Here is a 20,798-nt window from a genome sequence, read left to right on the forward strand (position 1 = left end):
TTAAGGCATGAACCGCGTCGCATTCCTTGGCCCGCACGGCACGTTTACTGAGCAAGCAGTGTGGGATTTCGAGCTTGACGACGCCCACCTGGTTCCCGTCGATTCACCCTCCCAGGCGCTCGCCGCGGTGCGCTCCGGCGAGGTCGAGTGGGCCGTGGTTGCCATCGAGAACTCCGTCGACGGCGCCGTGACCTCCACCACCGACGCGCTGATTGAGGCCCCCGGGGTGCAGATCTACGGTGAGACGGAACTCGAGATCTCGTTCGCGATTATGACCCGGCCCGGCGAAACGCTCGCCAGCGCAACGAGCTTTGCCACGCACCCCGTCGGCTACCAGCAGGTTCGCCGCTGGATGGCGACGCAGGTGCCGGCCGCGCAGTTCCGCGCGGCGTCGTCGAACGCGGCCGCCGCCGAGCTCGTCGCTTCGGGCGAGGTCGATGTGGCGGCGGCCCCGCGCCGGGCCGCGGACCTGTTCGGCCTTGAGATCCACGCCGAGGGGATCGCTGACATCGAGGCAGCGCGCACCCGCTTCGTGCTCGTCGGCCCGGCGGGTACGCCGACACCCCGCACCGGAAACGACCGCACCTTCGTCGTGTTTCAACTGCCGAACGAGCCGGGCACCCTGGTCGGTGCGCTGCAGGAGTTCGCATACCGCGGCGTGGATCTCAGCCGAATCGAGTCGCGCCCGACGAAAGCGACGCGCAACACCTACAACTTCTTCGTCGACCTCGTCGGCCACATTGACGACGTCGCGCTTGCCGAGGCGCTGCGCAACCTCTACCTACGGGCGAGCTCGATTACCTTCCTCGGCTCCTGGCCGCGCGCGGATCAGCTAGGATGCGAGCCGGGAACGGACGCAGACGCGGACGCCGCGCGCCTGCGCGCCGCGGAAGAGTGGGTCGACAGGGCCCGGGAAGGCAAGTAAATGCTCATTTTGCTCAGGCACGGGCAAACCACCTCGAACGTCGGCCGCCACCTCGACACCGCCCTGCCGGGCGCGGAGCTCACAGAGCTGGGGCGCACCCAGGCCGCCGCGGCGGGGCGCGACATCATGGACACCTATGCGCCGGCGCGGGTGGTCACATCCAAGGCGCTGCGTGCTCAGCAGACCGGCGAGATCGGTTTCGGGGAGCACTTCGATTCCATCCCCGCACTCGATGGCCTCCACGAGGTCCAGGCCGGGCGCTTTGAAATGCTCAACACCCGCGAGGCGCACACGGCCTACCACGGCGCGTTTCGCGGCTTCTACCGGCGGCAGCTTGATTCGCTTATCGACGGCGGTGACTCCCTCGAAATCTTCCTCACCCGCTACCGCGCGGCGATCGACCCCCTCGTCGAGGCAGGTGGCGACACCGTGGTGGTCTCCCATGGCGGCGCGATCCGTGCCTTCGCCGCCAACGCCACCGACGTCGACCCGGCCTTCGCGGAGGCGTCGTACCTTCCCAACTGCCACTACGTGGTCATTGACCCGGTCGGAGAGTTCGGTTCGTGGCGGGTTGTGAAGTGGGGCAAGTACCCGCTGGACTAGGGCGGTTCACGTGCTGCAGGTGTGGCGGCCGGGGCACTGAGGTATAGCTACTAGACCTCAGCCCCAACCAAGGGCGTGAAGTTGGTCTTCCTCCATACCGAAGTAGTGGCCCACCTCGTGAAAGACCGTGACCTTGACCTGTTCGCGCAGCTCAGCGACGCTTGAGCACACCGCCTCGTGGGCGTCCTTGTAAACAAAGATGGTGTCGGGCAGAAAACCTGTGTGGTTGGAGTACTGCTCGGTCAGCGGCACGCCCTCGAACAACCCGAGCATGGTCGGCTCGTCCGGGTTGAAGTCGCGCGCCAGGATGACCAGGTTGGTCATGGCGCGGGCAAACGGCTCCGGGATGAGGTCGAGGGCGTCGTTGATCATCTCCTCGAACTCGTCGTAGCTGGCCAGCATGGTGTTACTGCGCGCCGGGTTCCTGGTTCGCGGACGCGGCGGGAGCGTTCGCATCGGGGTTTTGGCGCAGCGGGCGGCGCTCGGGGCGCTCGGGTGGGGGGTTGCCGTCGATACGCAGCCCGTCGCGGCCGGCGGTTGCTGACCCGGTGAGTGTGGCGAACTGCCCGTTGTTGGCAAACACCAACCCGCAGTTGACGCTCTTGCTGCCGCCCTCCCAGGCGGCGGGCGAGTGGGTGGTCCAAAACGGCTGCAGCGCGACCTGGTAGAGGTTTTCCTCCCCACCGAGGTAATCGTGAGCGGCGGTGGTGCACACATCACCAAGGTAATTGTTCTGCTCCTCTACGCTCGGGGTGTGGTCGGGGAAGACCTCCGCCATGGAGACCACCGAGGTCACCTCCAGCTGGTGCGGCTCGGCACAGTCGACGACTCGCAGCGTGTTCGATGCGTCCGCTGCCGCGCACTGGCCGGCGGCAAGGACGCGAGCCTGATCCTGCTCGGCCGCGCGCCCGGTTGTCAGGGTCGGGGTGCCGGAGGCGTCGGTGACCTGCAGCCCGCACAGCATCGTGCGATCCCCGCGCTCCCACGCGTCGGCAGGCGGCAGGATGGACGCGATGGAGTAGCGACCGTTCGGGTCGTAGACCCCGGCGAGGTAGTTCAGCGTCGAGGCCCCGCACAGCTCCTCGCGAAGCTGGGCCTGGCGCGTCTGGCTGGGGATCTCCGCGTTGGGGCCGAACTCGGAGGAGGGGAAAGCCGCGAGGTCCTCTCGCGCGGACACCTCGAAGCGGTGCTCCTGCTCGCACGGGGTCTGCTCGAATCCCGCGATCGAGCCGCCCTCGACCACGTCCCAGGTCAGGCAAGCGCCCTGGTCAGCGGTGGTGAACGAGGCAACGCTCGAGGTTGAGTTGGGCGTGCTGGGTGACGCCGCCGTCGTCGAAGCGGACGGGGTTGACGCGGCGGAGGAGGCCGCGTCCGACTCGGAAACGAACGAGTAGGACCCTGCCGCCACGGCGCCCGCCACCACGGCGACGAGAACGCTGCGCGTTGCTGATGTTGTCGAGACCATGTGGCCTATTGTGCCTTACAGCGCTTTAGAGTCCCGGTTGGTGGCCACGTTTTTAAGCAGTTGGCGCTGCCCAGCTCAGTGCGCACGGTAGGATAGCTCAGCGTGATTGATCTCAAATTCCTGCGTGAAAATGCCGACGTCGTGCGCGAGTCTCAACGAGCCCGCGGCGAAGACCCGACCCTGGTGGATCAGCTGCTGGAGGCGGACGAAGCCCGCCGCTCATCCATCCAGGCGGCGGACGAGCTGCGCAGCGAGCAGAAGGCCTTTGGCAAGAAGATCGGCCAGGCCGCCCCCGAGGACCGCCCGGCGCTGCTCGAGGGTTCCAACGAGCTCAAGGCCCGCGTCAAGGAGGCCGAAGCCGCGCAGGCGCAGGCCGAGGAAGCGGTGGCTAAGCTGCAGTACCGCATTTCCAACGTCATCGAGGGCGCCCCGGCCGGCGGGGAGGAAGACTTCGTGGTGCTCGAGCACGCCGGCGAGATCCCCGAGTTCGATTTCGAGGTGCGCGACCACCTCGACCTGGCCGAGGGCCTGGGCATTATCGACGTCAAGCGCGGCACGAAGGTCAGCGGCGCGCGCTTCTACTACCTCGTCGATGACGGCGCGTGGATGCAGCTCGGCATGCTCATGCTCGCCGCCCAAAAAGCGCGCGAGGCCGGTTTTAAAGTGGTCATCCCGCCAGTGCTCGTGCGCCCCGAGATCATGGCCGGCACCGGTTTTTTGGACGCGCACGACGAGGAGATCTACTACCTCGAGCGCGACGACATGTACCTGGTGGGCACCTCCGAGGTCGCCCTGGCCGGCTACCATGCCGGCGAAATCATCGACCTATCCGACGGGCCGTTGCTCTACGCCGGCTGGTCGTCGTGCTTCCGTCGAGAAGCGGGCTCCTACGGCAAGGACACGAAGGGCATCTTGCGCGTGCACCAGTTCGACAAGCTGGAGATGTTCGTCTACTGCGCGCCCGAGGACGCCGAGGAGATGCACCGCAGGTTGCTGCAGCTTGAGCGCGACATGCTCTCCGCTGTCGAGGTGCCGTACCGCATTATCGACGTCGCCGCTGGCGACCTCGGGTCCTCGGCGGCCCGCAAGTTCGACACCGAGGCGTGGGTGCCGTCGCAAGGCACGTACCGCGAACTGACCTCGACGTCGAACTGCACCACCTTCCAGGCCCGGCGCCTGGCCACGCGTTACCGCGACGCGGACGGCAAAACCCAGATCGCGGCAACGCTCAACGGAACTTTGGCCACGACGCGCTGGCTTGTCGCTATTCTTGAGAACAACCAACGCGCGGACGGTTCCGTCGTGGTGCCAGAAGCGCTGCGCCCGTGGGTCGGCAAAGAGATTCTGGAGCCCTAAACATGAAAAAGATTCAAGGTCTGTTCGAGATCCCCTCGGATTACGTCATCCCTCCAGTCCACGAGGAGGCGAAGCGGGACCCGTTCTACCACAACGTGATCCGCGTGATTAAGACGGTTTTCCGTGCTCAGGGCACCGTCGCCGTTTCTCACGGACTAGAGCACATCCCTGCCGAAGGCGGCGCGCTCATCGCGGCGAACCACACCGGTTGGCTCGACTTCATCTTCACTGGGATGGGCCCCCACATTGCTGGCCGCAGGCTCGTGCGCTTCATGGCCAAGAAAGAGGTGTTCTCCGCGCCCGTGATCGGTGCGATGATGCGCGGCATGCGGCACGTGCCCGTCGACCGCGCCGCCGGCGCCGACAGCATCGACTCGGCCGTCGACTGGATCAAAAAGGGAAGCCTCGTGGGAATCTTCCCCGAGGGCACCATCTCCCGCGCCTTCGAGCTCTCCGATTTCAAGACAGGTGCCGCACGCATCGCGCAGCGTGCCGACGCCCCCCTGATCCCCTGCGCAATCTGGGGCTCCCAGCGGATCTGGACAAAGGAACTGCCGCGTCGCCTGGGCCGCACCCACACCCCCGTGATCATCCGCTACGGTGCTCCAGTATCCCTGGAGGGCACCCCCGAAGAGGTCACCGCTCGACTCAAGCTTGCGGTTCAGGAGCTTCTCGACGCCAACCGTGCTGAGTACGAGGAGAAGTACGGCCCCTTCCCGGAAGGGGAGCGGTGGATGCCGGCATCGCTCGGCGGATCCGCGCCGACCCTGGAGGAGGCGGAGGAGATCTACCAGCGCGAGAAGGCGGAGCGCGCGGAGCGTAAGGCCGCCAAGGCCGCAGCTAAGCGCGAAAAGTGAGCCGCGTGTCGGGGGCGTCGATAAGCTAAGGTGCTATGGCACCCCGGCTTATCATCAGCGACATCGACGGAACCTTCATAACCAGTGCGGGGCGCGTGACGCCGCGTCTGCGCGAGGTCGTGATGCGGGCCGTGCGCTCCGGCGCGCACTTTGGGCTGGCTACGGGGCGGCCGCACCGCTGGCTCATGCCGGTGCTGGACCAACTGCCGATCACCCCGATCTGCGTGTGCGCGAACGGTGCGGTGCTCTACGACCCCGCCCGCGACGAGGTCCTGCGCTCCTTTGAGCTCGAGCCCGAGCTGATGGATCAGGTCGTCGCGGATGTTGACGCGGCTTTTCGCGCCCTCGGTGTGGCGTGGGGCTACGGTGTCGAGCGCGTCGGGCAATCGGCCCTCGACCCCGAGAATGAGGTATTCCTGGTCACCCCGGACTACAACCCCGACGCGTGGGACTCCCGCTTCGGCGTTGCCCCGGTTGCGGAGCTGATTTCGCAGCCCGCCGCGAAGCTTTTGGTGCGGTGCCCCACAATGTACTCGGCCGAGATGTTCGACATCATCGCGCCTGTGGTGGATGCCTCGGATGCGCACGTCACGTACTCCATGGACGAGGGATTGATCGAAATTTCCTGCCCCGGGGTGAACAAGGCCACCGGCGCTTCGCTCCTCGCGGCGCGCTACGGGGTGAGCGCCGAGGAAGTGGTGACGTTCGGTGACATGCCAAATGATTGTGAGATGCTCGCCTGGTCTGGCCTCGGGGTGGCGATGGGCAACGCCAGCCCCGTCGTCACCGACGCCGCGGACGCCGTGACCCTGAGCAACGACGAAGATGGTGTGGCCGCGGTTCTGGAGCGGTGGTTCTAGGGATCACGCGGGTAGGCGCCCAGCAGGTTTTGGACGGTGCGGATGAACTGTCCTGATATCACCTCGGACCAGCCGAAACGGCAGATCACGAGGCCCTGGTTTTGCAGTTGCTTCTCGCGCCAGCGCTCTTCCTCGGTGATGAAATCTGGGTCTCCGAACGTGCCCGATTGTTTGATCTTGCCGTCGAACTCGATTCCGATGACGTTGGTGAGCATGGCGTCGATAAGCGCCTTGCGGTACTCGCCGAACCTGGAGATGATTCGGCGCTCGACCTGAAACGCCACCGATCCCACGTTGGTTAAGGCCCCGGACTCGATTGCCCGGAGGATTCGATCCCGGCCGAGGGTTTCCAGCGGGCTTTCGGAGGTCGCTGCGGAATACTCGATGAGCTGGCGGAAGCCGCGCAGGCCCTTGGCTCGGGGCAGTGACCCGGCGCGTTGGAGCAGGTCGGCGGCGGTGAGGTCCAGGGAGTTTCGGGCGGACTCAATCGCGACGAGTGCATCGGTGCGGCCGTGGTAGCGGTAGGTGTCGAACAGCGCGCGGATCCCGTCGACCGTGTCGATCCCGTTGATTTGGACGATTGTCTTAGGGTGCAGGACGCCACTGCGGTAGACCCACTTTTGGCGGGGGCTCGGTTTCTCGAATGCCCGGGCGCGTCCACGAAGCGCGACGTCTACCCTGGATACCCACTGAAATGTGTTGATCCCGTGCAGGCGCAGCGCTGCCGGGCCCGTGATGACTGACGTGCGGCAGCGTTGTGCCACCGACGTGGTTAGTGCCATTTCCTCCCCCGAGTTCATGGCCCTGATTGTGCCCCGGGCTGTTGATTTTCCGGTTTTGCGGGGTCGGGCTGTGGATAACTCGGGATTGTGGATAACTTTGGGGCGCGCTGAGGTCTAGCAGCTATACCTCAGCGGGCGAGGCGCCACAGGTGAACTGGATTTCCCGGCCTAGAGCTATACCTCAAACCCGTCACGTCACCGCCGGAGCCACCACTACACTGTCGGCATGCCGTTTATCGCCGCGATCGATCAGGGGACCACGACGACCCGTTTTATCTTGACCACCGTAGAAGGCAAGGTTGTCGCCCACGCTCAATACGAGCACAAGCAGATCATGCCGCGCCAGGGCTGGGTCGAGCACGATCCGATGGAAATCTGGCGGAACGCGCGCCGGGCCGCAGGTGAGGCGATGGCCAGCCATGACATCACAGAGGAAGACATCGCGGCGCTCGGGGTGACCAATCAGCGTGAAACGGCGGTGGTGTGGGAGAAATCCACTGGTAAGCCGATTTACAACGCGATCGTGTGGCAGGACACCCGTACCCACCACGAGGGCGACCCCGCACGCTACAAGAAAGTCACTGGCCTGTTGCACAACTCGTACCCGGCTGCGCCGAAATGGGCCTGGATCCTGGACAATGTTCCCGGGGCCAGGCAGCGGGCAGAAAACGGCGAGTTGCTGGCCGGCACGATTGATTCGTGGCTGATTTGGAACCTCACTGGTGGCGCCCGCGGTGATGAAGGGCACGAGGCGGTTCACGTCACCGATGTGACGAATGCCAGCCGGACGCTGCTGATGAACCTTGAGACGCTACCTGGGACGACACGCTGTGCGAGGAGCTCGGGGTGCCGCGGGCGATGCTGCCCGAGATCCGCCCGTCGGTGGGCGAGTTCGGTGTCGTGCGCCGCCGCGGCCAGCTCTCAGGCGTGCCCATCACGGGGGTGCTGGGTGACCAGCAGGCCGCACTGTTTGGTCAGGGGTGCCTCGACCACGGGGACGCCAAGATGACCTACGGAACTGGCCTGTTCATGTTGCTCAACACGGGCGCGACCCCGCAGCACAGCGAGAACGGGATGCTCACGACGGTGGCGTACCAGCGCGCCGGGGGGGATCCCGTCTACGCGTTGGAGGGCTCGGTCGCGGTGGGTGGTTCCCTTATCCAGTGGCTGCGCGACCAGCTTGGGGTGCTGCGCACGGCCGCGGAAAGCGAGAAGCTCGCCTCCGAGGTCGACGACAGTGCAGGCGTCGTCATCGTGCCCGCGTTCTCGGGCTTGTTCGCGCCGCGGTGGCGTGCGGATGCGCGGGGGGTGATTACGGGCCTGACGCGTTTCGCGGATCGTCGTCACGTGGCGCGCGCCGCGCTGGAGGCGACATGTTTTCAAACGTGCGAGGTCGTGCGCGCGATGGAGCAAGACTCCGGAACGACCATCGCCGAGCTGCGTGTCGACGGCGGAATGACCGACAATAAGCTCCTTATGCAGATGCAGGCAGATCTGCTCAACTCCCGTGTCTCCCGCCCGGACAACATCGAGACCACCGTGATGGGCGCGGCGTCGGCGGCCGGCATCGGGGCGGGGCTGCTCACTGCGCCGCTTACGCTGGGCGATACTACGACCTGGCACAGCACAATGGCCGGCCCCGATCGGGACCGGCTCATTGCGGCGTGGGAGGACGCGGTTCAGCGCTCCTACGGTTTGGGCTAGGCGTTAGCGCAGGGAGCTGACGTCGATGTTGACTTCCCTGGTGGTCGGGTTGAAGGAGATCGAGCCGCCTTCGAAGTCGACCTTCACTTCGTCCTCAACCGGGTTGTACTGCTGGGACGTCGGCAAGCCGAGCAGGCCGGCGTCGAGGCCCTGCTGCAGCCAGGCGTCGGCGAGTTCGCCAACCAGGGTGTAGATGTCGCCCTGGTTGTTCTGCACGGCGATGCCGTTGGAGTAGAAGGCGAAATTGTTGCCGCCAATACCGGTGGCAGCTCCCTGCAGGGTGCCGAGGATCGGCTCGAACTGTTTCCACGTGTCGGCCGCCTGATCGCCGCCGACGAACTGCAGGATCTTGCCAATCTGCGGGGTCAGGGCGGACAGCGTCAGACCCGGAACGAGCTCAACATCCGCGACCTTCTCCACGCCGTCGGACAGCGTCCCAGACTGGAGCATGTAAAGGATGACAACGCCGGCAACCGTGCCCGCCGCCGTGGCGATTGCGGTGGGGTCGCCCTCGGCGAGCTTGGACAGGGAGATGTTGGACAACGCACCGTTGACCCGGTTGGTTACCGTCGTGGTGACGTTGTTCGCGCCGGTCGTGGTCTCACTCTTGGCGCTCGGTGAGGAAGGAGCGACAACCTGGCCCGAGGTGATCTGCGTTGCCTTGGCGGCGGCCGCGGTGCGGATCGCGCCCATCTGAGCGTAGAGGTACTGCCCCGGGCACGCGTTGTAGTGGAAGTCGCGGTGCGCGTTAATCGTGGGGAAGGTCGCGGTCTGGCCGGCGGCGTACTTGCTTCCCGTGAAGTTTCCGGAGGCTGTGAGCTGGGTCGAACCCAGCGGGTTGATCTTCGACTGCGCGGACTTCCAGCCGATGATGTCGCCCATCGCCTTCACGCCTGCCGCGCTAGGCTGTGCGGTCTCGTAGTTGCCCAGCATGGAAATTCCCCAGGTGTTGCTGTTGAAGGAACCGACGTGGGCGCCCATGGGCCCGCGGTCGAGACCGCCGGCGCGGCCTTCGTAGATGTTGCCGTACTTATCCACCAGGGCGTTGTAGCCGATGTCACCCCAGCCCTGGCCCTGGTGGTAGGCCTGGATGCTGCGCACGATACCGGGTGCTTGCGCCGCCGTGTAGTTGTTAGAACCGGCGGTGTGGTGGACGGTGATCGCCTTGGTCGGCTCGGTGTAGTACGGGTTCTGGCGTGACCCCTGGGCACCCCACGCGGCGCGGGAAACGACCTTGGGCATGCCGGCGGCATAGGACTCGGCCACCGGTGCGATGTCGCCACCGACGGTGCCTTCGCCACCGTCGACGAAGACTGCCTCGATCTCGTTGGCGGTGGTCGCCGCCTCGGACTCGGTGCGGCCGTCCTCAAGCAAATCGACGTTCGCGGTGGAGACCTGAATGCGGGTGGTCGGCTCGACGTAGATGGGGTCGGTGCCGTGCTTGGTGCCAGACGTGGTGTCGCCGGCGGCGTTGGCGGCCGTATCCATCTGGTACCACTCGGACCAGGTGCCGTCGGCGCGCTGGGCGCGGACGTAGGCGACAATGTCGCGCTCATCTTCCCAGGTCAGGCCGACAACGGAGAAGGGCTTTTCGCGAGTGAATTCCTTGACCACGCGGTGCTCGACCTGCTCACCGCCCTGCGTCATGACAGCCGCGTCGTCGACGGCGACGTTGTCACCGGCAGCGAGGGATTCGCTGGCGAGGTTGACAGAAACGCCGCCGCCAGGTCCGAGGGATTGGACGTTGACAATGTTGCTGCCGCCAAACGCGGCCGCGGCGACGAGCGCCAGTGTTGTCAGGGTCGTCAGGGCGGCCAGGACCGGGTTCTTCCCCGGCGCGGGCCGGGTGAGACGTCGACGTTGTTGCACGGTAAGGCTCCTGTTACGTATGGGGATAAAGTTAATCAAAGTGCATTCTAGGGGAGAAAGAACTCTAAAGGAAGTATTGAGACTTTTGGGTGTGTCGGGCCGTGAGGCGTAGATACGCGAATGTGCGAAAATGGGCGCCATGACTTACGACCTCATCGTTGTTGGATCCGGGTTCTTCGGCCTCACCGTCGCGGAACAAGCCGCGAGCGAGCTGGGCAAGCGCGTGCTCGTCATCGAAAAACGCGGCCACATCGGCGGTAATGCTTACTCGGAAAAGGACCCGGACACCGGCATCGAGGTGCACACCTACGGCGCGCACCTGTTCCACACCTCCAACAAGCGCGTGTGGGACTACGTCAACCGCTTTACGGATTTCACCGACTACCAGCACCGCGTCTTCGCCATGCACGACGGCACGGCCTACCAGTTCCCGATGGGCCTGGGCCTGATCAACCAGTTCTTCGGCAAGTACTACTCGCCGGACGAGGCGCGCGCGCTGATTGAGCAGCAGCGCGAGGGCAAGGACCCCGAAGCCGCTACGAACTTGGAGGAACGCGGCATCGCACTGATCGGAAAGCCGCTCTACGACGCCTTTGTCAAGCACTACACCGCCAAGCAGTGGCAGACCGACCCCACCGAGCTGCCGCCCGAGATCATCTCGCGGCTGCCCGTGCGCTACACGTTCAACAACCGCTACTTCAACGACACCTATGAGGGCCTGCCCGTTGACGGCTACGCGGCCTGGTTGGAAAAGATGGCCGACCACGAGCTGATCGACGTGCAACTGGGCACCGACTACTTTGACATGCGCGACGAATACGAGGGCATCCCCACCGTTTACACCGGCCCGCTGGACCGCTACTTCGACTATGCGGAGGGCAGGCTGGGCTGGCGCACCCTCGATTTCGAGCGCGAGGTGCTTGCCACCGGCGACTTCCAGGGCACCCCGGTGATGAACTACAACGACGCGGACGTGCCGTACACCCGCATCCACGAGTTCCGCCACTTCCACCCCGAGCGCAGCGAGTACCCGGCCGACAAGACCGTCATTGTCAAGGAGTACTCCCGCTTCGCCGGCGAGGACGACGAGGTCTACTACCCGATCAACACCCCTGAGGACCGCGAGAAGCTGCTCGCGTATCGACGCCTCGCCGCCGCCGAGTCCCAGGACAAGGGCGTGCTCTTCGGCGGGCGCCTGGGTACCTACCAATACCTGGACATGCACATGGCCATCGGTGCGGCGCTGTCACTCTTTGACAACCACCTGCGCCCGCACTACGAGGACGGCGAGCTTTTGTCGCAGCCCCGCGGCCACTAGGGGGTGGAATCGGTGAAACCCGACTATCCAGTTGGGTATCCGTCTGCATGGGGAGCCTATAGGACTTATGTAGATTCCTTTCCCGGCAAGCCGTGGAAAAACGATCTCCCTACGAAGGTGTCGCGTTTTGCGAACCGGTATCGAGCAGCCTCCACAATGGAAGTTTCGTTCGGGTTTACGTCCGACACAGCACAGGGGTACAGCGACCTGCTGCAGGTTGCTATGTCCTATTCCACCGTGGAGTCGCTCGAAGCGGCACTGGATGAGGACCAACGGATTCGGCGAATCCGCAGCAAACGAGCTCGACAGCGATACTTGAAGGTGCGACTGGACTCACCGGAAATCGCGCACTGGTACCGCCTGGATGAGGCGATCAAGTTGCGCAAGGCCCTGGACGATTTTTTGAAGAGGGATGAGCTGAAGAAACAGCTGTCTGACTTGGTCGAAGGCGGTTCTGAAGTGCGGCCGCTGGCAACGGGCATCAGGCACCTAGCATTTCACGGTTTAGTGGCGCCGGGAACGATTGCGTATGCCTGGGGCGACCGTGGCGAGGTTGCAAAGATATTGAAAGGACTGCGGAGCCTGAGCCTCAGAGAGGCTGACCTGCATTTTTCCAAATGGGTTACTGAGTGCCGTCGCCCAGAAGGCCGCTTTCGTTAGTTCTTCGCTTCTAAAGATGACAGTTGCCGGCGAGGAAAGCGCCGTAACTATTCAACAGCTTTTGTAGGTCGTCCGCTTGACCGACAAACCGGCGAAGGTCCAGATCGATGTACTCCAAAGCGACATCAATTTTCTGAAGGTTTGCCTGGTGGTCATCTCCAAGGAGGCAGACTTGGTGCGCAGCACGGTTCCGGAGCAGGCGCACGCTGTTCATGCAGTGGTAGATCTCCCCGCGTTTTGCCTCAAACGCGTGGTTGGCCAGCTGGTGGAAGTTCGTGGCGTTGTTCTTGTGCAGCAGCGAGGTCCAAAGCCCAAACTCAGATTTGGCGACAAAGCGGTCGCGCGGGTAGTCGCCCTCGAAGACCTTGTGCGACAGTGTTTTATCGATGCTCTTCTGGCAATGCGGAGAAAACTCCGTGTAGCAGTCCTCCCACCAGTGGTCGGAACCCGTGATGTGAGTGAGGGACCCGTCAAGAATATTTCGCAGACCGACCTCGACGAATCCGGTTCGTGTCAGGTAGCGCGATGCGACCGCGGCGTTCCACATGTAAGCGCGCTGCGCCTTAATCACATCGTTTTCGGTGTGAAGCATGAACGGATCCATGCGACCGTCCCCGAAAAGAACGTCGAGTTCCAACTCCGCTGGATCCAAAACCTATTTCCCCATGTAAAGCAAGACGCCGACCAGGTTGTGGAAAATAACCACGCCTCCTAGCCAGCTGATGAACACAAGGATAATAACGCAAGCGGGCCGAGTCAACTAGAGCAGCGGGGTGTATATCGGAAACCGTAAACTGACCCACCGTGGGAACTTTCATAGCACTAATCTGCCTGCTGCTGGCCACCGTCCTCGTCGCCGCCGTAGGTGAGCGCACCGGCCTGCCGTGGCCGGCGCTTCTGACCGTGGTGGTCGTGCCGGTGATCTTTATCCCCGGCATCGACACGGTGTCCATCGATCCGCACCTGATCCTGCCGATCTTCCTGCCGCCGCTGCTGTGGTCGCTGGCCCGGCGCACGAGCTGGGGGCAAATCGGCTCCCAGATCAACGTGGTGCTGACCATGTCGATCATCCTGGTGTTCCTCACCGTCGCGGCGCTGACCGCCACGGCGATGTTGATGCTGCCGGGGCTGAGCCTAACTACCGCGATGGTGCTCGCCGCCGCGATCGCCCCGCCGGATCCGGTGGCGGTGGACGCAGTGGCGGGCCCGGCGGGCATCCCGAAGCGCATCACCGGCACGCTGCAGACGGAGGGGCTGTTCAACGACGCCGCCTCCATCGTGACCTTCAATGTCGCCATGGCAGCCGCGGTCGCGCACGGCGAGGTCGACTTCGGCAAAGGCGCCCTGCAGTTCTTTTACGCCGCCATCGCCGCGGTGCTGATCGGCCTGGTCGTGGGCAGGTTGGCCGCCATGTTCGCCAACTCCGTACCCGATTCCGTGATCCGCACCGCGTTTACCTAGGTGCTCCCATTCGCCATCTATGCCGGCTGCGAGGCCATTCACGCCTCCGGCGTCATCGCGATCGTCATCGCCGCGGTGGAGATGTCCTCGCGCTCGGCCATGACCGCCGAGGACCGCCTTACCGGACACTCTTTCTGGGAGACGGTGGAACTGCTGTTCACCGGCGTGGCGTTCGGCCTGATTGGCATGAGCGTGCGCGACGCCATCGACACCGCCGGCACGCACATCTGGCAGGCGGTGAAGGTGGGCGTGGTCCTGTCCGTCGTCGCGTTCGCGGTGCGCTTTGTCTGGATGTGGGTGCTGTACAAGATCAACCAGAAAAAGCACCACACAAACGTCTCCCCGCTGCGCCTGCAGGAGGTCTTGCTCATGGCGTGGGCGGGCATGCGCGGGCTGGTCACGCTGGCGGTCGTGCTGGCGTCCCGGCGTCGGCGACGAGCTACCACCACGAGCTCTCTGTCATCGCGTTGACCGTGCTCACCTGCACGATGGTGGTGCCGGGGCTGTTGCTGCCGTGGCTCGTCGATAAGCTTGACCTGCAAAACGGCCCCGCCGGCGACAAGGCGCTCGAGGAGCTGAACCAGCGCGCCTTCGACGCGGCGCGCAAGGCGGTCCGCGACCACGGCGAGGAGTACGCGCCGGAGGCGTACGCGATGATGCAGGAGCGCCTCGACTCGATCGCGGAGCAGCGCCTGCAGGACCCCGAGGGTTCGGAGGAACGCAAGGCTGCCTTCGACCGTGCCCGCGCGGGGGCTGCGCAGTTGCAGGAGGTCGCGTTGCGCGCTGCCAGCCGCGAACTGCAGCAGGCGCGCCGCGAGCGCAAGTACAACCCCGCGGACGTTGATGCGGTGATCGCGGACCTGGACCGCCTCATCCTCGCGCGCGACCGCAAGGCCCGCGCCGCGCCGAGTTCGATGTGGGAGAAGTAAGGGGCCTTTGCCTATCGACGAGCCTCTGGCCCGCCCCGTTTCCCAAATGTCAAGTAAACCGCTTTCAAAACGCCAAGTGGTCTGTTTTCAAAACGCCAAGCAAGCCCCTTTCAAAACGCCAAGTAGATGCTCGTAGCTGCTACTATGCTGCCGTATGGTGAACGGGTATATTCCACGATTGGCGGATGCCGAATTGGAGCGATCGCTCCGCAGACAGGGTGGTGTCCTTATACAGGGGCCGAAAGGCTGTGGGAAAACAGAGACGGCGAAACAGCAAGCAGCGAGTTTTCTTAATGTAGAGACTGATCCCGGAGTCACCCTCGCTATGGATAATGACCCGCGGCTACTGCTTGAAGGTGCCACACCGAGACTCATCGACGAATGGCAGTTGCAGCCGAGATTGTGGGATTTCGCGCGGCACGTTATTGATGAACGTCAGGCGAAGGGGCAGTTCATCTTCACCGGGTCCACGGCCCCTGGGGCGGACGCGACGAGCCACTCGGGTGCGGGCCGGTTCGCGCGAATGACGATGTCGACTATGACCCTCTTTGAAACCGGGGAATCGGATGGGTCGGTTTCACTTGCCGCTGCGGTTGCAGGTGACCCATTGCCGTTTTCGACACCGGACTTAACACTGCCTCAATTGGCGGAACGCGTGTGCCGGGGCGGCCTTCCTTACAACGTTGGTCTCCCGACTGATGATTCGTTGGAGAACGTCCGGGACTACGTACAAACCGTTGCGAACGTGGACATCCACACAGTTGGCGGCGTGAATCGTGATTCAGAGCGAGTGCGGAGAATGATCCGTTCGTTAGCTCGTGGTGTGGGCACCGAACTGGAGCTGCAAACCATCGCCACAGATTCAGATACCTCACGGGAAACAACACGCGACTATCTCGACGCTCTTGCGAGCATTTTCGTCTCCGTGGATCAGCCTGCTTGGTTCACGCACTTACGTTCCAAGGCGACGTTGAGGAAGGCACCGAAACGCCATCTCGCTGATCCCTCCTTTGCTATGGCAGCGTTGGACCGAGGGCCTGAGCATCTACTTCGGGATCCCGCTTACTTCGGCCAACTCTTTGAGTCATTAGTGGTGCACGAACTTCGTGCGCTAACTGGAAGAACGGTGCACCACGCTCGGCTAAACACGAAACTAGAGGTCGACGCTGTCGCGAACGTTGGCGGCCGAGACGTGCTTGTTGAAGTGAAATTGGGCTACACCCCGGAGGTGATTGAGCATGCAGCCGGCACACTCAAGCGGTTTGCAGGGCACCTTGAGGACGACCCAGCCTTGGTGGTCATCACCTCGGGAGGACCCGCACTACGCCGGAGCGACGGGGTTGCAGTAATTCCTATTGGGGCTCTGGGTCCGTAGGTTTAGCTAGAGTGCAAAACTTGGCTAAGCCAGGATGCCCGGGCTGACTAGAGCCTACTTGCGGGCGCGTGGATTTTTGAATCCCGATGTTAAGTAGACCCTGTCTGCGGCAACGCTATTCGGCCGGTAGGGATGGGATTGGACCATCGATTTGAATTCTCGATGTTGGGCCGCGAGTCGGGCCTGCTCCCTCGCTTCGCGATCGAGTGCTCGAATCGCCCGCACGAAATCGTTTGAGGACGAGTTCCTTTTGATTCGCGTTCTTGGAGGGGGCGCTTGCTGGTTTCTGCCTCCGCGTTTCTTTCCGGTTTTGCGTTTCGTCTTGGTGATAGAAGCGAGGATCTCCGCACCCCGGACACCCGATTCCAGCCGGCGCCAGATGCTGGAGTAATTCTTCTCGACCTCATCAAGCTGGCTGAGAACTTCCGGTTTCAGACCAGCATCGAGATCTCCGTCTCGGATTGCCTTGAGCTTTTCGAGTAAAACCGTGCGTTCCTCTTCATAGGCGAGGCGCGCATCGACGGCTTCTCGATCCACTAGGAGCTGAGCACGATCTAGCGGTGTAAACTTCGCAGTTTTCTTTGAGCTCTCACCTGCTGGGGTGTCTGAGTCGGGTGAAGGTTTCACGCGTTTCGGAGGCGCGGGTTGCTCTGCGTAATCGCTTCTGGGCGACCCGCCACTGACCTTTTTCGCGGGGTTATTTTTCTTCTGTTGCCCGCCCGGCGCTGTTAGGTGGACGATGGGCTCTCTCTCGGAAGCTGGGTCGGAATTAGGCAGGGACTTTTTAACTTGGTTGCGAATCTCTTCGCTGCGCAATCCGAAACGAATGCTCGAAAGATCATCCAGAAATTTTGTGCAGGCTGTCTTAAAAGCTAACTCCTGGGGGGTTCCTGATGCTGCTGCTTGAGCGCTAGCTTCCAACTGACCGTCAAAAAGTCGGAGTTTCACTCTGATGGCTTCAATCTGGCGCAGAGTGATGATTTCTTCAGCTTGTGCCTTTGGCGCGGGAGGAATCGGTTCTATTCTATCCATCACGCTGCCTCCGACCACCGTGGAGCAAACCGCTCCATCTGTTCGAGCACTAGCACGACGGCTTCGTTGCGCTGTTCCGGCGGGTACTTGTGCTTGCGCAGGAGGGTTCTGATGGAGCGGCGCAGTTTGGCGCGGACGTCGTCGCGTACTGTCCAGTCCGTTTTAGCGTCGCGCCGAAGGGCGGTCACCAGTTCGCGGGCGATCTGCGCCAGAACGTCGTCTTCGAGCAATTCGCCGGCAGACCCGTTGGTGGCCATCACGTCGTAGAACGCGAGCTCGTCGTTGCTTAAGGGTGGGCTGAACTGTTCACCGCGATTGCTCTCCGCGACGATTTCCTTGGACAGCTCGATGAGTTCGGCGATCACTTCCGCGGAGGTGAGTTGCTGGTTGGTGTACCGGTTCATCAGCTCGCGGATGCGCTCGGAGAACTGCTTGGCTCGTACCTCGTTATTTCCGGTGGCGTTGCGGGATTCTTGGAGGAGGGCGCGCCGGAGGGCGTCGATAAGCAATGCGGTCTCGGATTCGTCCCTGGACCTGAGATTGAGTGCCTCGATGTTCAGGTCCTGCAAGTTGGGTAGCTCGCGGCCAATCTCACCGTAAACGTCGATCACCTGAGAGGACGCAGTGGACTCCACGACGAGTTGGCTGAGCAAGGTGATGATCTCCTCGCTCAGCGGCTCCCCGCTAGCCCGGCGATCGGCGGCTTCCATCTTGATGAGCTGGTTGCGCACGTCCGAGTAAAACCGAACGTCTGAGCGGTACTCGGCTGCATTCGGGCTCCCGGACGCAAGCGCCCACGCCCTGGCCAACTTGCCGGCGGTCGAGTTGAACTCCTTCGCCAGCGGGTAGCGCCCGTTCTCATCAACCGTGTGCGGGTTGCGCAATTTGGCCAGCAACCGCAGGCGCGCTTGGCGTTGCTCGCCGATGGCTTCGAGCTTGCGCCATTCCTCGCCTGCGAGGGCGTTGAGCTTCTCGACGAACCCACGCACGATCACCAGCGCTTCCTCGATGTTTTGGCCGATCACCTTTTCATCCCCGGTGGACGAGCTCTTGGTGAACTCGGCGATGGCCGCCTGGAGGTTATCGATGAGCGGCGCGTACGCCACCAACAGCCCACCGCGCGAAGCTAGAAGCTTATCGACGCCTCGCCGCCGCCGAATTTCGCGACAACAAGGTCCTCTTCGGTGGCCGTCTGGGCACCTACCAGTACCTGGAGATGCACATGGCCATTGGCGTCGCCCTCTCCGTCTTCGACAACCATGTCCGCCTCTACTTCGAGGGCGGCAAGCCCATCGACCAGCTGCGCGGGCACTAGCGGTTAGCGGAGCGCGCCCACGCTGTTGACGACCATGTAGATGCCGACGATCGCCGCGATCCAGAGCAGAGTCACCTTGGCCTCGTACTGAAGGCGGGGAACGGCCTTCTCGAGGCGGGGGAAGAATTTCTGCCCGGCCACGAGAGCGATCGCCGCCAGAATCACCGTCGGCACAATCATGACGCCGCAGTATGTGGCGATGGCTGCTACTTGTCCCGCCATCGGCGCATCCCAGTCGCTGATGATTCCCATCGCTGCGATGTAGGGCAGCATCGTCGCCGCTTCTGTCAGCGAAGCGCCTAAGCCCAAGAGGACCATCTTGGGCAGGCTGGTTTGAATGGGCTTGTTCAGCTGTTTCGGCAGTTCACCCGGCGTAGGTTTGACTGGATCGGGTCCGAAGATTCCATAGGCGGCCAGAATCGCGCCGAGGATCAACGTGATCCAGGGAAAAGCGGGGGTGTCGGTGATTCGTTCTACGTACGAGCTGAGGCCGGTGAACCCCAGGAGCATGGCCACTCCAAGGGCGAAGTACACTGCCGCGACGGTGAGGAGGTACGCAGCGAGCGCGGGCACGCGCACGTTTCGCCATAGGAGAATGAGTGCCAACGGGATGACCAGGGTGCCGATGCTCAAACTGTCGAGCAGGGCCAGACCGACGAGCGGAAGGAGGGACTGCATAGCGGGCGCCTTCTTTGTCGTACGAACGTAAGGGACCCTTACGAATGTACGGCGGGCTAGGCTGGTGTGCAACCATGAACAAGTTCTCGTTGGACCACCAGTTCTCGGAATCGTCCGCTGCCGTTGCGAATGCGACCATCCGCATCATCGCGTCGCGGGGCCTTGACGCAGTCAGCGTGCGCGAAGTGGCCAAACAATCCGGATTCGCGGCGGGATCCGTGCAGTACCACGCCCCGAACAAAGAGACCCTGCTTGCTCACGCGTTCATCCGCTCCATTCAGCGGCAGAACGCCCGCGTGGTCGGGGCAGAAGTGCCCGACGATGAATACGAGGCCTGGGTGGTGCGGCTGTCTGAACTTCTCCCCCTTGGCGGCGAGCGTCTCGAGGACGCGGCGATGTGGGTTACCTACGGCTCCGCGTCAGCAACGCGCGAGTGGATTGCCGACCTTTACAGTCAGGTGCTCCGCGGCTTCCAGCAAACGGTCGTAGAGGCACTGGGCGACGTGGACCAAGCTGAGCGAAAGGCGCGACTGGTCACGGCGTTGGTGAACGGCTTGACGATCGACAATTTGGGGGCACCCGCTTCGGAGGCGGATCGTGTTGTCGGGGACCTCCGCGACGGCCTGCGGTTGATTTTCGGCGTTTAACTTCCTTGTATCGTCGGGCACATGCAGACGCATGCTGATGAAATTTTCGTCCACCACCAGTGCCCTCATTGCGTCCGCGTCATTAAGGACTTCAACGCTGACTCCGGTCGGTACGGTGGTGCCGAGCTCCTCGACATCACCTACATTCGCAACCTAAAGAGATTCCTTGCCTATCGCGACACTCTGGAGGACGGGGCATCGCGCTGATCGGCAAACCGCTGTACCACGCCTTCGTCAAGCACTACACCGCCAAACAATGGCAAACCGACCCCACCGACCTGCCGCCGGAGATCATCTCGCGGCTGCCCGTGCGCTACACGTTCAACAACCGCTACTTCAACGACACCTATGAGGGCCTGCCCGTTGACGGCTACGCGGCCTGGTTGGAAAAGATGGCCGACCACGAGCTGATCGACGTGCAACTGGGCACCGACTACTTTGACATGCGCGACGAATACGAGGGCATCCCCACCGTTTACACCGGCCCGCTGGACCGCTACTTCGACTATGCGGAGGGCAGGCTGGGCTGGCGCACCCTCGATTTCGAGCGCGAGGTGCTTGCCACCGGCGACTTCCAGGGCACCCCGGTGATGAACTACAACGACGCGGACGTGCCGTACACCCGCATCCACGAGTTCCGCCACTTCCACCCGGAGCGCAGCGAGTACCCGGCCGACAAGACCGTCATTGTCAAGGAGTACTCCCGCTTCGCCGGCGAGGATGACGAGGTCTACTACCCGATCAACACGCCCGAGGACCGCGAGAAGCTGCTCGCGTATCGACGCCTCGCCGCCGCCGAGTCCCGCGACAACGGCGTCCTGTTCGGCGGGCGCCTGGGCACCTACCAGTACCTGGACATGCACATGGCCATCGGCGCGGCGCTGTCGCTGTTCGACAACCACCTGCGCCCCCACTTTGAAAACGGCGAGCCGCTGGAGCAGGCGCGCGGGCACTAGCGAAAG

General features: G+C 63.3%; 16 protein-coding genes and 5 pseudogenes. 13 read left to right on the forward strand and 8 right to left on the reverse strand.

Annotation, left to right across the window (positions count from 1 at the left end):
* Window positions 1-7 precede the first annotated feature (7 nt).
* Together pheA and E3227_RS04730 are read left to right on the forward strand one after the other, a co-directional pair.
* The gene (pheA, locus tag E3227_RS04725) at window positions 8-925 is read left to right on the forward strand and encodes a prephenate dehydratase (protein WP_144317715.1); all 918 of its coding nucleotides are present in this window, start codon (window positions 8-10) and stop codon (window positions 923-925) included.
* Window positions 926-1,528, forward strand: coding sequence for a histidine phosphatase family protein (locus E3227_RS04730; protein ID WP_136650939.1), 603 nt, complete (start codon window positions 926-928; stop codon window positions 1,526-1,528).
* A gap of 57 nt (window positions 1,529-1,585) precedes the next feature.
* Here the strand turns inward: E3227_RS04730 and E3227_RS04735 are convergent, their stop codons facing one another.
* Entirely contained in the window at window positions 1,586-1,930 is a 345-nt protein-coding gene (locus tag E3227_RS04735; RefSeq protein ID WP_136650938.1) for a metallopeptidase family protein, read from the reverse strand.
* 4 nt (window positions 1,931-1,934) lie between these two features.
* A complete protein-coding gene (locus E3227_RS04740) occupies window positions 1,935-2,993 on the reverse strand; it encodes a septum formation family protein (RefSeq protein ID WP_246062781.1) in 1,059 nt (352 codons plus the stop codon).
* A 102-nt stretch (window positions 2,994-3,095) separates the two neighbouring features.
* Here E3227_RS04740 and serS point away from each other — a divergent pair, with 102 nt between their 5' ends.
* Genes serS through E3227_RS04755 form a run of 3 tightly spaced genes read left to right on the forward strand, consistent with a single transcriptional unit; the run spans window position 3,096 to window position 6,066 of the window.
* Window positions 3,096-4,349 carry a serine--tRNA ligase gene (gene serS, locus E3227_RS04745; RefSeq protein WP_144317716.1) on the forward strand — a complete coding sequence of 418 codons (1,254 nt, stop codon included), beginning with the start codon at window positions 3,096-3,098 and terminating at the stop codon, window positions 4,347-4,349.
* Between the two features lie 2 nt (window positions 4,350-4,351).
* Complete coding sequence (locus tag E3227_RS04750; protein ID WP_144317717.1) at window positions 4,352-5,206, forward strand: lysophospholipid acyltransferase family protein; 855 nt, start codon at window positions 4,352-4,354, stop codon at window positions 5,204-5,206.
* A 35-nt stretch (window positions 5,207-5,241) separates the two neighbouring features.
* On the forward strand, window positions 5,242-6,066 hold the full coding sequence (locus E3227_RS04755) for an HAD family hydrolase (RefSeq protein ID WP_144317718.1): 825 nt from the start codon (window positions 5,242-5,244) through the stop codon (window positions 6,064-6,066).
* Here the strand turns inward: E3227_RS04755 and E3227_RS04760 are convergent.
* Complete coding sequence (locus E3227_RS04760) at window positions 6,063-6,848, reverse strand: hypothetical protein (RefSeq protein WP_144317719.1); 786 nt, start codon at window positions 6,846-6,848, stop codon at window positions 6,063-6,065. The genes E3227_RS04755 and E3227_RS04760 overlap by 4 nt on opposite strands.
* Window positions 6,849-7,074: 226 nt before the next feature.
* Here E3227_RS04760 and glpK point away from each other — a divergent pair.
* Window positions 7,075-8,552 (forward strand): annotated as a pseudogene (gene glpK / locus E3227_RS04765) (glycerol kinase GlpK).
* A 3-nt stretch (window positions 8,553-8,555) separates the two neighbouring features.
* Here the strand turns inward: glpK and E3227_RS04770 are convergent.
* Window positions 8,556-10,421 carry an N-acetylmuramoyl-L-alanine amidase gene (locus E3227_RS04770; RefSeq protein ID WP_246062790.1) on the reverse strand — a complete coding sequence of 622 codons (1,866 nt, stop codon included), beginning with the start codon at window positions 10,419-10,421 and terminating at the stop codon, window positions 8,556-8,558.
* 139 nt (window positions 10,422-10,560) lie between these two features.
* Between E3227_RS04770 and glf the strand changes: the two genes are divergently transcribed.
* Both glf and E3227_RS04780 read left to right on the forward strand, forming a co-directional pair.
* Entirely contained in the window at window positions 10,561-11,739 is a 1,179-nt protein-coding gene (gene glf / locus E3227_RS04775; RefSeq protein ID WP_144317721.1) for a UDP-galactopyranose mutase, read from the forward strand.
* A gap of 156 nt (window positions 11,740-11,895) precedes the next feature.
* Window positions 11,896-12,399 (forward strand): hypothetical protein, encoded by a 504-nt coding sequence (locus E3227_RS04780; protein WP_144317722.1) that lies wholly within the window; start codon window positions 11,896-11,898, stop codon window positions 12,397-12,399.
* Window positions 12,400-12,409: 10 nt separating this feature from the next.
* Here the strand turns inward: E3227_RS04780 and E3227_RS04785 are convergent, their stop codons facing one another.
* Window positions 12,410-13,003: a hypothetical protein gene (locus tag E3227_RS04785; RefSeq protein ID WP_144317723.1), complete on the reverse strand. Its 594-nt coding sequence runs from the start codon at window positions 13,001-13,003 to the stop codon at window positions 12,410-12,412.
* 200 nt (window positions 13,004-13,203) lie between these two features.
* Between E3227_RS04785 and E3227_RS11540 the strand changes: the two are divergent.
* A pseudogene (locus E3227_RS11540) lies at window positions 13,204-14,789 on the forward strand (cation:proton antiporter).
* A gap of 154 nt (window positions 14,790-14,943) precedes the next feature.
* On the forward strand, window positions 14,944-16,164 hold the full coding sequence (locus E3227_RS04800) for an ATP-binding protein (RefSeq protein WP_144317725.1): 1,221 nt from the start codon (window positions 14,944-14,946) through the stop codon (window positions 16,162-16,164).
* 54 nt (window positions 16,165-16,218) lie between these two features.
* Here the strand turns inward: E3227_RS04800 and E3227_RS04805 are convergent, their stop codons facing one another.
* Both E3227_RS04805 and E3227_RS04810 read right to left on the reverse strand, forming a co-directional pair.
* Window positions 16,219-17,196 carry a hypothetical protein gene (locus E3227_RS04805; protein WP_144317726.1) on the reverse strand — a complete coding sequence of 326 codons (978 nt, stop codon included), beginning with the start codon at window positions 17,194-17,196 and terminating at the stop codon, window positions 16,219-16,221.
* A pseudogene (locus E3227_RS04810) lies at window positions 17,196-18,314 on the reverse strand (DUF3387 domain-containing protein); the annotation flags it as partial. The pseudogene E3227_RS04810 and the gene E3227_RS04805, both read right to left, overlap by 1 nt.
* Here E3227_RS04810 and E3227_RS11705 point away from each other — a divergent pair.
* Window positions 18,314-18,511: pseudogene (locus E3227_RS11705) on the forward strand (UDP-galactopyranose mutase); the annotation flags it as partial. The pseudogenes E3227_RS04810 and E3227_RS11705 sit on opposite strands and share 1 nt — an antisense overlap.
* A 3-nt stretch (window positions 18,512-18,514) precedes the next feature.
* Here E3227_RS11705 and E3227_RS04820 read toward each other — a convergent pair.
* Window positions 18,515-19,189 carry a GAP family protein gene (locus E3227_RS04820; protein ID WP_092150622.1) on the reverse strand — a complete coding sequence of 225 codons (675 nt, stop codon included), beginning with the start codon at window positions 19,187-19,189 and terminating at the stop codon, window positions 18,515-18,517.
* 74 nt (window positions 19,190-19,263) lie between these two features.
* Between E3227_RS04820 and E3227_RS04825 the strand changes: the two genes are divergently transcribed.
* Together E3227_RS04825 and E3227_RS04830 are read left to right on the forward strand one after the other, a co-directional pair.
* Window positions 19,264-19,836 carry a TetR/AcrR family transcriptional regulator gene (locus tag E3227_RS04825; protein WP_144317727.1) on the forward strand — a complete coding sequence of 191 codons (573 nt, stop codon included), beginning with the start codon at window positions 19,264-19,266 and terminating at the stop codon, window positions 19,834-19,836.
* A gap of 191 nt (window positions 19,837-20,027) precedes the next feature.
* Window positions 20,028-20,792 (forward strand): annotated as a pseudogene (locus E3227_RS04830) (UDP-galactopyranose mutase); the annotation flags it as partial.
* Window positions 20,793-20,798 lie beyond the last annotated feature (6 nt).

This window comes from Corynebacterium sanguinis (genome assembly GCF_007641235.1).
GTDB classification, from domain to species: domain Bacteria; phylum Actinomycetota; class Actinomycetes; order Mycobacteriales; family Mycobacteriaceae; genus Corynebacterium; species Corynebacterium sanguinis.